The organism is Sulfitobacter sabulilitoris, assembly GCF_005887615.1.
GTDB lineage: Bacteria > Pseudomonadota > Alphaproteobacteria > Rhodobacterales > Rhodobacteraceae > Sulfitobacter_E > Sulfitobacter_E sabulilitoris.
Genome location: NZ_VANS01000010.1, coordinates 33,408 through 45,613, shown reverse-complemented (window position 1 = coordinate 45,613; position 12,206 = coordinate 33,408). Strand labels below are relative to the sequence as shown.

At 67.8% G+C, this 12,206-nt stretch carries 7 protein-coding genes and 1 pseudogene; 1 reads left to right on the top strand and 7 read right to left on the bottom strand.

What is annotated here, in order from left to right:
* Positions 1–202: pseudogene (locus FDT80_RS18460) on the bottom strand (oligosaccharide flippase family protein); the annotation flags it as partial.
* Positions 203–368: 166 nt separating this feature from the next.
* On the opposite strand from FDT80_RS18460, the gene FDT80_RS18455 reads away from it, so the two are divergent.
* Positions 369–1,595: a glycosyltransferase gene (locus FDT80_RS18455; protein WP_138663808.1), complete on the top strand. Its 1,227-nt coding sequence runs from the start codon at positions 369–371 to the stop codon at positions 1,593–1,595.
* Here FDT80_RS18455 and FDT80_RS18450 read toward each other — a convergent pair.
* Genes FDT80_RS18450 through FDT80_RS18425 form a run of 6 tightly spaced genes read right to left on the bottom strand, consistent with a single transcriptional unit; the run spans position 1,566 to position 12,204 of the window.
* Complete coding sequence (locus FDT80_RS18450) at positions 1,566–2,408, bottom strand: glycosyltransferase family 2 protein (RefSeq protein ID WP_138663807.1); 843 nt, start codon at positions 2,406–2,408, stop codon at positions 1,566–1,568. The genes FDT80_RS18455 and FDT80_RS18450 overlap by 30 nt on opposite strands.
* Positions 2,405–4,903, bottom strand: a complete 2,499-nt coding sequence (locus FDT80_RS18445; RefSeq protein WP_138663806.1) for a hypothetical protein — start codon at positions 4,901–4,903, stop codon at positions 2,405–2,407. Before FDT80_RS18445 ends, FDT80_RS18450 begins: the two co-directional genes overlap by 4 nt.
* Positions 4,900–5,847 (bottom strand): hypothetical protein, encoded by a 948-nt coding sequence (locus tag FDT80_RS18440; protein WP_138663805.1) that lies wholly within the window; start codon positions 5,845–5,847, stop codon positions 4,900–4,902. Before FDT80_RS18440 ends, FDT80_RS18445 begins: the two co-directional genes overlap by 4 nt.
* Positions 5,835–6,563 carry a 4'-phosphopantetheinyl transferase family protein gene (locus FDT80_RS18435; protein WP_246040004.1) on the bottom strand — a complete coding sequence of 243 codons (729 nt, stop codon included), beginning with the start codon at positions 6,561–6,563 and terminating at the stop codon, positions 5,835–5,837. Before FDT80_RS18435 ends, FDT80_RS18440 begins: the two co-directional genes overlap by 13 nt.
* A 2-nt stretch (positions 6,564–6,565) precedes the next feature.
* A complete protein-coding gene (locus FDT80_RS18430; RefSeq protein WP_138663803.1) occupies positions 6,566–11,197 on the bottom strand; it encodes a MupA/Atu3671 family FMN-dependent luciferase-like monooxygenase in 4,632 nt (1,543 codons plus the stop codon).
* Positions 11,194–12,204 carry a glycosyltransferase family 2 protein gene (locus FDT80_RS18425; RefSeq protein WP_138663802.1) on the bottom strand — a complete coding sequence of 337 codons (1,011 nt, stop codon included), beginning with the start codon at positions 12,202–12,204 and terminating at the stop codon, positions 11,194–11,196. Before FDT80_RS18425 ends, FDT80_RS18430 begins: the two co-directional genes overlap by 4 nt.
* Between the last annotated feature and the right edge of the window lie 2 nt (positions 12,205–12,206).

The following is a 12,206-nucleotide window of genomic DNA, read 5'->3' as shown; positions in this document are numbered from 1 at the left end:
AAAACATGGCCAGCCCGACCGTCACCACTGTGATCAGCGCCATCAATCCGAATGCCTCGGGAAACAGCAGGCGCGTCAGGATCAGGTTGGCGGCCAGCCGCATCGCCTGCGACCCCCCGTAGCCGAGGATGATGAAGGACGAAGAGCGGGCAACACGCGCCATCAGCCGGTTGCCGGTCCATACGGATGCGCCGGTGGTCATCGCGGTGTCGTTCTCCTGTTCATCGCTTCCGGGCAATCTAGTCGGTAGGGCACCGGCCTTCTAGCGCTTATATCCACCTGTGGCACGGTCGGGGGTTTGCGCCCTTCCCATGATCCGGCGCGCTGGATACAAAGGGCGGAAGCTTTGTCCCCGTTAGGTATTGTCCTTGAAAATCGCGTATGTCCTGAACACCTATCCGCAGCCCTCGCACAGTTTTATCCGCCGCGAGATCCGCGCGCTCGAACGTCGGGGCGTGGATGTCAGCCGCATCGCGATGCGACGCCCCGGCGATCCGCTGGTCGATGATCAGGACCGCGCCGAAGAAGCCCGCACCGACTATGTGCTGGAACAGGGGGCCCTGGCGCTTTTCATGGCGGTTCAGGTCTGCCTGATCCGCGCGCCGCGTCGATGGCTGCGTGCACTGGCGATGGCGTGGCGGGTCGGGGCCCGGTCGCAGGTCGGTGTGCTGCGGCACCTGGTGTATTTCGCCGAAGGCTGCGCGGTGGCCAACCGCTGCGCCGCTCGGGGCATCACGCATCTGCATGCGCATTTCGGGACGAACGCCACCACGGTCGCGATGCTGGCGCATGCGCTCGGGGCCCCATGCTACAGCTTTACCGTGCACGGTCCCGAGGAATTCGACGCTCCCCGCGCGCTGTCGCTTGGCGACAAGGTGCACAACGCGGCGTTCGCCATCGCGATCAGCCAGTTCGGCCGCAGCCAGATCTATCGCTGGGCCGCGTTCGAGGATTGGGACAAGGTGCATGTGGTGCATTGCGGCATCGATCCGGAGGCGTTTCCGGATCCGCCACCCCTGTCCGATGGTCCCCGCCGCCTTGTCGCGATCGGCCGCTTCGTCGAGCAGAAGGGCCACATGCTGCTGGTGCGGGCGATGGCGCAGGTGATCGCGCAGGCGCCCCAGTGCCATCTGACCCTGATCGGCGAGGGCGCGATGCGCGGCGCGATCGAAGCGGCGATCGCCGATCTCGGGCTTGGAGGAAACATCACGCTGACCGGCTGGGTCGATGAGCGCCGCGTGCGCGCCGAGATCGGCCAGGCGCACGGGCTGGTGATGCCCAGCTTTGCCGAAGGTCTGCCGATGGTCGTGATGGAGGCCATGGCCGCCGCCCGACCGGTGATCAGCACCGCCATCGCCGGCACGCCGGAGCTGGTGCAGGAGGGCGAGACCGGCTGGCTGGTGCCGGCGGGTGACACGGATGCCTTGGCGCGTGCGATCCTGTCGCTCGACAGGACCCCGACCGACAGCCTGACCGAAATGGGGCGCTCGGGGCGCGCGCGCGTTCTGGCCCGGCATGATGTGACAATCGAAGCCGCCAAGCTGGCACGCCTGTTCGCCGATGCCTCAGCGCCCGCGCGCCCATCTGACGGCTGACCCCTTGGGCAGGGCACGCACCACCAGCGCCACCGCCGCGTAGATGCCAAACCCCAACGGATCGCTCAGACCGGCGCGAATAACCCGGGCGCGCCGGTCCGGCAAAGTGTCGTCATTGGCCACAAGGTGCGGATACATCTTCCGGATCTCCTGCACGCCCGCATCCTGCCTGCGGCGCACGCGCACCAGGTTTCCGAACCCTTCGACCATTGGCCACCGGTAGCGCGCGGCGACGCGGATACGCTCGTCGGGCGCAAAATGCAGCCGCACAAAGGTATCGTCGGAAATAATATCGGGAAACGCGCCCCACCGCGCCCGGCCGCTTGCGTTTACCGCGAAGATCCCAAACCCCGGAACACCTTGGGTGACAAAGGGCAGGCGCTGCCAAAATCTACCATAGCGGGCGGTAATCCGACTGTGGGCGGGCGAAATTTCGGGCGTTCCTCCTGCAAATTTGGGCATCGGCAGGTCAAGCGACTTTATCAGCGCGCCGATCAACGCCCGGTCCACTGTCACGTCGGCGTCCAGATAAATCCGCGTGCCGCCCTGTGCCACCGCATCGCCCGCGTTCAACGCCGCCAGTTTGCCGCCGTCCACCAGATCCAGCACCCGGAACGGCCAGCCACGCGCTTGAGCGGTCTCCGACTGTGCAAGGGCCCGCGCGGCGGTCCCGTCGGTGCAGCCGTTGGCGACGACGATCACTTCGACCCCCTGTGCAACCGGGTCCGACGCCAGCAGCGCCCGCAGGCAGGCGTCGATGTATCCGGCCTCGTTATGGGCCGGCAGGATGATGCTGGCGGCGATGTCGGTCATTGATCCGCCACCAGGGCATCCCAGCGCGGATTGGCGTCATCCAGATGCCGCAACGCGCCCCAACTGCCCCATTTGTTCGGCGCGTACACGTCCGAATACGCGGTAAACAGCCCCCCGCCCAGATCGTGCCAGCCACGCAAGAGCCGGGCGTACAGCGCGCCCATCTCTTCGCTGTAGTTGAACTGGGTGAAGAATGCGGTCATTTCCGCGTCATCCACCGTCGGGCCGATGCCGACGACATGGCTGCCGCCCTCGTACATCACCAGATCAAGCCCCCGCGACCGCGCAACCTCGGCGTGGTAGGGCAAAGTCCGGCCCAGCAGGTCTGCCAGCGTATCGGTGATATCGCCGCTGACGGCACCGTCTTGCAATTCGTTCCCCGCGCGCCGGTTCGCAAGGTCGTAGCGATGCGCCGCGACATGGGCGTCGCGCGCCTGTCCGGTCAATCCCAGTGCTCCGGCCTCTGCAACCGCCGCCGCAAGGCTGTCCGCGATCCACTCCCGCACGATCGGGCGACGCTCTTGCAGGCCCAGCACCCCGCCGAAATACCCCGTCACCGCATAGGCGTCGAACATGCTCGCGGGGGCGGCGGCACGGCCCGGCGCGTTCTCCTGCCACAGAGGCGCGTCCAAGATCCCCTGCTCCAGCCCCAGCCATCCCGTCTGGGTCGAGATGACGTTCGCCAGCCGCGTTTCGGGTTCGTCGGCGAATACTTCCGACCAGATCCGCGCCACCTGCGTTGCTCGCATGCCGTAGTATTGCGTGCCGGTGTCGCGTTGGTTCCACAGCGCCGTGGCTTGCGCATCGGCCCATTTCGCCTGCGCGAATTGCCAGTTCCAGACCTCGTTCGAGAATTCGACATAAGCCGTCAGCGACGGATCGAGCGTATCGCGCACCGTTTCGGCAAAGCGGGTGACGTAATCGTCATCCGCCAGATGCGGCATGTTGAACCATGCATGTCGCCCCGTCCGATTTGCCAGCGCGATCAGCACCTCGACCGGAACGCCGTGCCGCGCATAGGTGTAATCGTCGGGGCGGGGCCGGTTGTCCCACCGGGATTGGGTGGACTCGTTCGTGGCCATCCAATCCATGAACCGCAGCGTGTCAAACCCGCCGATCCGCGCGATCCAGTCGGGGTTGAACAGCATTCCGTCCCGCGCCAGTGCCGCGTGGTCGGCCCGTACCACGGTAATTTCGCGCACGGGATCGTCGGGGTTTGTGCGCTGAATGCGGATGTCCACGCCGCCGGGCCCCGGCGTGAAATCGAAACTCACCGTGCCCGCGCCATAGCGTTTGCCCTGCGCGCGGCCGCCGACCTCGACGATGCCGTCACCTTTGAACCGCAGCACGTAGCGCCCGGTCAGCGATTGCGCCTGCGGGGGCAGGTCGGTCAGGATCAGCGTGCCGATACTGGCCAGATCGGGCGGCATCGACCTTGGCCACCCCTGTGCATCCAGAACTCCGGCGCGCGCCAGGTCGTCATGGTCCCATCCGCCCCATTGCCTGGGCAGATGCCCGATCCACGGCCGGGCCGTCTTCATCACGTCGATGAACGGCTGCTGAACGCTCCAGTCCGTGACGGCGGCAAGGCCCATCCCCACACGCGGATCGCCGGGGCGGGCCACGGCTGGGGCCGCCTGCTCTGTTCGGGCCTTGATCCGTGCGGGCGGCGTATTCTGCGGCGGCGCCGGGTGCGCCGCCCCACCCGGTGGCCCGATGGCGGGATCGAACGCTTGAACCACCTCCCACGCGATCGCTTGCAGGCGCGCGGCCAGGGCCGCATCCGGCCCATCAAAGGACCGCCCCCAGCGATCCGACAGCGCATGCGGCAGGCCGAGGGGGCTTTGACCGCTCAACACCGCGTATTCGACCATCGCGACGAAATAATGCCCGATCGCATTGGGGTGGATATCGTCGGAAAAGACATCCTCGATCCGGTCCAGCCCGGCGACATCCCCCGCCGCGATCAGGTCAAGCAGCCGCGCCATCGCCTGCCCCGCCGGGATGATCCGCATCCCCGGCACCGCCTGCGCGATACCCTGCCAGTCGGGCAGAGCCAGGTCCAGCCGGTCGCGCCACGCCTTGTCATCGCCGTCGTCGTATTCCACCTCCACGCCCGTTCCGCTCGACAGGCTGTGCCAGGTCTCGAGCAGGTAGATCCGCGCCTTCGGATTGGTGCCGCGCGCCAGGTCGGCCCAGCGTTTCGCATAGGCGGCGCTCTCGCTCCATGTGGTGTGATTGCGCAGCGGGATCGCCTCGGTCAGGATCAGCGCATCGACCGGGGCCTCGGCCATCAGCGCGCGGGCATCGACACCTTCGGCGCTGGCCGCAGTGTCCCAGTTATAGCGCAACGGCGCGCCGTTGATGATCTGCGCGTGCACCTCGGCCTCCGCCCCGGCGTGGCGCAGCAACTGGTCCAGCATGTCCGGGTTGGCCGTGCCGATCAGGCTGTGACCAACGAACAGGACCGTGCCCAGCATCGACAGCCCGCTCATCGCGCCACCCCGGTCTGCGGCATGCCGGTCACGACCTCCCAGACGGCCTCTTGCATCCATTGCGCGGCAACCGGGCCCGGTGCGGCGGCGGCCGTGCCGTCGGCGCGGCGCAACTGCCGCGCGGCCCCGACCGGCGTGCGATGGTACAACACCGCGAAATGCGTCAGCGCCACAAGGTATGCCCCCAGGTCGTTCAGATGGATCGTGTCCGGGGTGCCCTCGCCCGTGCGGGCGAAGAGGTCATGACGGTCGCGCAGCCCGTCGATGCCGCCCGCGTCTTCCAGTCGGCGGATGAAACGGGCCATCACCTGCCCGGCGGGGATGATGTGAATGGGCCGGTCGGCAGCCAGATCGCCCAGCACGGGCAACACGATCTCGCCCAGCCAATGCTCCGGCAGATCGGCGTCGATCCGCGCCAGCCAGCCCGCCGGATCATCGGTGCGGTGCCATGTCTCGTATAGGTAGATCCGCGCCGAAGGGTTCGCCGCCCAGGCCGCCCCCGCCCATGTCGCAAGGTAGCGGGGACTGTCATGATAGGCGATGGCATCGCGGATTTCGACCATTTCGGTCAACACCAGCGCGTCGTAGTCGCCCGAGGCCACGGCACCGCGCGCCGGGCGATATCGGGGGTGGTCGTTTTCCTCGTCAAAGCCGGTGATCGGCACGCCGGTCTCCCAATGTGCGCGCAGCGGCGTACCCCAGCCCAACTGACTGTCATAGCGATGACCCGCGCCGGCAAGCTGTGCCAGCATTGCTGGCATATCCCGTCCCACCAGCGAATGGCCAAGGTGATAGACCCGCAGGGCCCGGCCCGGCGGTTGCAGCGGCTGCCGCGACAGATCCTGCGCGCGCTGCATGTCGCGTCGCCACCCCCGGGCAAACCACGCCCCCACAAGCGCAAGTGGCAGCACCGTCAGAAAGGACCGGCGGATCAAGGGCGCCACGGGGATCCTCCGTTCGCCATGGCACCACGGTCCGCGCCGGGCGGCAAGATCATGCCCGCGAGGATCAGCCCGCCGCCCCGGGCAAAGCGCCCGCCCAGCACATGGTCTTTGCCGAACGGCCCGGTCGGTGCGGTGAAACGCGCGGCGAATGTGCCGCCCACCAGATCGGGTGTGACCTCCAGGCGGTCGAAGTCGATGATTTCGCGGCTCAGGGGATACTGGCATTTATAGGCGGCTTCCTTGATGCAAAACAGAAGCTTTGCCATCCTTCCCCGCTGCGCCACCGGAAGGGCGGACAGCCGGTCCCGCTCGGGCGGGGTGCAGATTGCGGGCCAAAGCTCGGGTTCCAGCGGGGTGTCGGGCTCGATATCCACCCCAAGCGAAACCGCATCCCCGACCAGCGCCAGCACGGCGATGCAGGCCATGTCGCAATGCGAAATGCTGCCCGTCGTGCCGGGTGGCCAGACCGGCGCGCGGTCATGCCCCTGCGGAACGGCCGCAGCGGGCAGGTCCAGCGCCCGCATCGCACGGCGCACGGCGGCCCGCCCCGCCGCGAATTCGCGCCGGCGCTTGGGGCGTGCCGTCGCAATGGCCAGGGATTCATCCGGCCAAAGACCGGGATATTCGCTGCGCGGATCCGTCATCGCGACGGCACAGCGGCGACTGAAGACACCTCGCGCCATGTCCAGCATCAAAGCTTCGGCATCCGGATCCACGCTCACCCCGTTCTGGCTCGGCCGCGATCCGCACGCATCGCACGGCGCTTTGACATCGTTTCGATCCGCTCGCTTGTGTCGGGCACCGTCACCGACGGTGCGCGCCCCTTGTCGTCGCTCACATGCGACGCCAGCGCATCGAGCCGGGGAAACCGGAAGATGTCGGTGATCGACAAGGCCTTCGCCCCCAGTTCGGCGCGGATGTCACGGTGCGCCTGCACCGCCAGCAGCGAATGCCCCCCCAGCGCAAAGAAGTTGTCTTGCGGTCGCACGCCCTGCACGCCGAGGATCCGTTCCCAGATCCTGGCGATGGCGGCCTGCGTGTCGGTGACCGGGGGCTGGTCTCCGGACGGGGTGCCGGCCTGCGCGGGCGGTTTGGGATCGGGCAACGCCTTGCGGTCGATCTTCTTGTTGGGCGTCAGCGGAAAGCTCTCCAGCGTCACGATCCGGGCGGGCACCATGATATCGGGCAGATCGCGCGCCAGCTCGGCGCGCAGGGTGTCTTCGGTCACCGGGGCACGGGCGGTGACATAGCCCACAAGCTGCGTGTCGCGCGCGGCGTCACCCGCCCTGTCACGGGCGCAGACAACCGCCTGGTCCACGCCTGCAATCGCCGCCAGCCGCGCTTCGATCTCGCCCAGTTCGATCCGGTGGCCGCGGATCTTGACCTGATGGTCCGTGCGGCCCAGAAACTCCAGCCGGCCCTCTTCGGTCCAGCGGACCAGATCGCCGGTGCGGTACAGCATCCGGCCGCTGCCGTGGGTGTCGGGCACGAACCGCTCGGCCGTCGTGTCGGCCCGGTTCCAATAGCCGCGCGTCACCCCTGCCCCGCCGATCAGCAATTCCCCCGCAATGCCCACCGGAACCGGCGCGCCCGCATCGGTCACCACGTAGACCTGCGTGTTGGCGATGGGTGTACCGATCGCCGCGGGTGTCCGCGCCGGCGCGTCCAGCACATGGGTCGTGGACCAGATCGTCGTTTCGGTCGGCCCGTACATGTTCTGCACCCGCCCCCGGCAGGCCGCGCGCAAGCCATCGGCCAGAGGACCGGGCAGCGCCTCGCCCCCGATCATCAAGTCCTCGATACGCGCCAGAGAACCGCGCGCCACATCGTTGGTGACTAGCATCTGCGCCATGCTGGGTGTGCATTGCAGGTGGGTGACACCATGCCGCGCGATCTGCGCCGCGATCGAGAAATCGTCCGCCGCGGGCGCGGTTGCGGTATTGGCACGGCGCAACACCTCTGCCAGCGGCGTCAGCCCCGCCATGACCGTAACGGTCGCGATGCCATAATCGATCAGGCAGGCGATCTCGGTCACTCCGATCCGCTTGAGCGCCTCGGCCCGCGCCACACCGTCCTCCACCGTGCCGAACATGCCGCTGTCGTTGAAATACCGCTCGAATGCGAAATCCAGAATCGCATCCATCTCCTCTTCGTCCAACGATCCCAGATCGACGTCGAACGGGTTGGTCACGCCCTGGGGCTTCTTGAATGCCGGAAACGCCCAGGCGTATTGCTTGATCAGCCCGGCGGCAGAGCGCAGGTAATCCTTCATCGGACCGCGCGCGACGCGGGCGGCGTCTTCGCGGGTCTCGGCCAGATAGGTGTGCAGCATCACGGTCACGGCATGGTCCGCCGGGTCGTGGCCCGCCGCGCGCAGGGCCTCGTGGTAAATGCCGATCTTGCCCGCGACCTCGTCGATGCTCTGACCCAGCAGATGCGTCAGCACGTTCGCCCCGATCTGTCCCGCCTCGCGCCAGGTCTCGGGGTTGCCCGCCGTCGTCACCCAGATGGGCAGCTCGCGCGACACCGGGCGCGGTTGCGTGACCACCTCGAACGGGGTGCCGTCGCGGGTAGGAAACGCCACGCTGTCGCCCCGCCACAGGGCGCGCAACTGGTCGATGGCAGCATACATCGCGGGCTTGTTGGCGGGGGGCGTGTTTTCGGGGCGCAGCACGAAATCGTCGGGCTGCCAGCCGCTGGCGATGGCGATGCCCGCGCGCCCATCGGTCAGATTGTCGATCACCGCCCATTCCTCGGCGATGCGGGCGGGATGGTGTAACGGCGCCACGCAACTGCCCGCGCGCACCGACAGGTTCTGCGTCACCGCGGCCACTGCGGCCCCGGTGACCGACGGGTTCGGATAGGGCCCTCCGAACGCGTGAAAATGCCGCTCCGGTGTCCAGACGGCATTGAATCCGTGCCTGTCTGCGAATTTTGCCCCTTCGAGCAGCAGTTCGTATTTCTTCGGGCCGACGCCGTCGTCATTGCCCCAGTAGAACAGGTTGAAGTCGATCCGCGCGTCCGACACAAGCTGTCCGCCCTCGCCCGCCACAAGCGTGCGGCTGTCATCGCCCGACAGCACCAGCTTGAACCCGCGCGCCAGCGTATAGAAAAGCTCAAGCACGGAGATATCGAACGACAGGGACGTGACGGCCAGCCAGACCCCCGGCGGGTCATGGGATATCCGGTCGTCCATCCCGGCAAAGAAATTGGCGACATTGCCATGCTCGACCATCACCCCTTTGGGCGTGCCCGTCGATCCCGAGGTATAGATCAGATAGGCCAGATCACCCGCGTCCGGCCCGTCGGGCAGGTTCGTCGCGGGGGCATCGGCGACGCGGGGGTCGGTATCAAGGGCGATCACCTGCGCGCCATGCCGGGGCAGTTGCGCGCGCAGGGCGTCCTGCACCACCAGGATCGGCGCGGCGCTGTCGGCGATGTAATGCGCGATCCGGTCCGCCGGATAGGCCGGGTCCAGCGGCACATAGGCGCTGCCCGCCTTGAGGATCGCAAGCGCACCGATCAGCAGGTCTGGCCCCCGCGCGGCCATCAGCCCCACGGGCACATCGCGCCCTGCCCCCATGTCGCGCAGCACATGCGCCAGCCGGTTGGCCCGCGCATTCAGGTCGCCATAGCTTATCGTATCGCGTTCGAACACCAGCGCGGGCGCGTCGGCGCTGCGCGCCACCTGCGCCTCGAACGCCGCCGGGATCGTCCGCTCGGGGCTCGGGGCACGCTCCGTGGCATTCCAATCGCGCAGCACAAGGCGGCGTTCGGCCTCCGGCATCACGGGAATATCGCTCAGCGCGGTTTCGGGCGCGGTCATCGCGGACCAGACCAGCAGCAGCCGCGCCACCAGCAGATCAAGGGCCGCCCCGGAAAGCGCAGCTGCATCGTAATGCAGCGTCGCGGTTGCGCCATCCTCGTCCAGATCGATGCTCAGCACGGTGCCCGCGACCGGCTTGCCGGTGCCAAGGCTCACCCCCAGGGGCGGCGTCCGGACCTCGGCCAGGGCCGGGTCGCGCAGCATCAGATCGCGCGCGAACCCCGGTCGCTTGGCCACATCGGCGCGCTGTCGCGCAACATCGGCAACAAGATCCGCAACCCGTGCGTGACCCGCGCGCAACTGCATCGGCAACCATGCGCTGACGTATGGCCAGGCGCGCTCCGGGCGCTCAAGCCGGGTGTCGCAATAGGCCAGGTCGGCCACGTCCTCGCCCGAACCGCGCAGCGCCCAAAGCATGACACCCGACAGGGCGGCATCGGTCGCAAGACCGTCGGGCAACCCGATCTGCCGCGTGGCACCGGCGCCGGCCTCGCCCGCGCGCTTTGCCATCGGGACGGTCGCGGGCATCATCGATCGCAGCCGGTCGCGCCAGTAGGCGTCGCCGGCGATCACATCGCGCAGCGCGGCGTTCAGGCCGGTGTCCGGCCCTTCCAACACATCGCCCGCGCGGACCAAGGCCGTCACATCGACCGGCGCGCCCGACAGGTCGGTCAGACCGCCAAGGGCAATGGACCGTGTCGCCGTTGCGACCTGCAGGCGATCGGCGGCAACCCCGGTCACGGTGCCGGGGGCCGCATCGCCCGCCACCGCCTGAATATCGCAGGATCCGACGCGCAAGACCCGGTCCCCGAGGGTGATCTTGGGCACCGCAAGCGGGTTCCAATATCCGCCGAAATCCAGACCCCGCACCAGCGCTGACAGCCGCGCCGCAGGCAGACCGAAATCCAGATGCCCCAAGCCTTCGGGCCGGTCGCCTTTCGCGAAATACCGCCGCTGGCCCAGATCCTGCGCGCGCCGTTCGGGCATGCCCGCCTCGATCTGCGGAACAAGTCCGGCAAAGCAATCGATCGCCGCCGCATAGCACTTGGAATTCAGCGTAAAGGCCGTGTCGTCGGGGGCGATGTCCAGCGCCTGCTGGGCCACGATGTCGCCGGTGTCGATCCCCGCCTCCAGCATGTGCCAGGTCACACCATACCGTGTCTCTCCGCGCATAAGGGCCCAGGCGGGCGTGTTCAGCCCGGCATAGCCCGGCAGGGGGCCGTCGTGGAAGTTGATCGCCCCCACCCGTGGCAGCGCCAGAACCGCATCGGGCAAAAGCGCAAGGTTGGCGATGCTCAACAGCCAGTCGAAGGCACCCAGATCGGCGCGCAGCAGGTCATCCGCGCTGTCCAGCAACGCGATGCCCCTGCCCCGCGCCCAGGCCGCGATATCGCGGTCGGTCGCGATCACGGCCGCAATGCGGTTTCCCCGCTCCAGCAAGAGATCGCCGCATCCGATCAGCAGGGATTCCTGACCGATCAGAACACAGGACATGGCAGGAGTCGTGCGGGGGGGCTGCGTCATGGCTGGCTCGCTTCCGGTTGGGGCTTGGGCGGCGGCACGCACGGGTGTCGGCGCGTCATCGCCCGAATGTCATGGCGCATCAGGTCGCGCAGAAAACGGTCCGGATCGCGCTGTGGCTTGCCTTGCAGCAGCCGGCGCAAGCGATAGACCGCGCCGCCCGACAGATGCGCAAGCGTCGCCGCGGCCGCGTAAAGCCTGCCGTGGTTCTTGGTGAAATAATGCCACCGCGACCCGAACCAATAGCCGGGCATCCGCGTCCAGGTCTTCATGCCGGTGGACACCGACCCGATGTGCACGATCCGGCTTTGCGGCACGTACCAGGTCTGCCATCCGGCGCGCGCGCCGCGCAGGCACAGGTCGGTTTCCTCGAAATACAAAAAGAACGTTTCGTCGAACAGCCCGATCTCGCACAGCATGTCGCCCCGCATCATCACGCTGGCGCCCGCCACCCAATCGACGCGGCGCGCCTTTTTCGGGATCGGCATCGCGACGATGGACCGGCTGAACAGACGCGACAGGAGTCCGGTGCGCGCCGCCGCCTCGATCTCGCCGGTGATGGAGGGGAAGCGAAACGCGGTGCGATGCGGCGCGTCGTCCTCGCCGCGCACTGCGCTGCCCGCGAACCCGGCCTCGGGGTGCGATTGCAGGTGGTCCAGCAGGGCCGCGATACAACCGCGATCGGCAAAGGCGTCGGAATTGACGATATAGACGTAATCGGGCGCGTCGCCGTTGCCCAGACCTGCGCGGATACCGATGTTGTTGCCCGCCCCAAAGCCGCCATTGCGCGCCGATGCGATGACCCGCACGCCTGCGGTCTTGTCCCAACCGCGCGCCACGACGGCATCGCGCAGGATATCGGCCGATCCGTCGCCCGACGCATTGTCCACGATCACCATCTCGGCGCGCAGGCCCGCCATGTCAGACAGCGCAGCCTCGGCGGCGCGCAGGGTCATCTGCGGCGTCTTGTAGTTCAGGACCACGCACAGCAGGCTGGGATCGGTCGCCATCG

What these genes read in the sequence shown, in the direction of transcription:
- FDT80_RS18450 (WP_138663807.1), bottom strand. Translation starts at nt 2,408, where the DNA reads ATGACCGACATCGCCGCCAGCATCATCCTGCCGGCCCATAACGAGGCC.
- FDT80_RS18445 (WP_138663806.1), bottom strand. Translation starts at nt 4,903, where the DNA reads ATGAGCGGGCTGTCGATGCTGGGCACGGTCCTGTTCGTTGGTCACAGC.
- FDT80_RS18430 (WP_138663803.1), bottom strand. Translation starts at nt 11,197, where the DNA reads ATGACGCAGCCCCCCCGCACGACTCCTGCCATGTCCTGTGTTCTGATC.
- FDT80_RS18425 (WP_138663802.1), bottom strand. Translation starts at nt 12,204, where the DNA reads ATGGCGACCGATCCCAGCCTGCTGTGCGTGGTCCTGAACTACAAGACG.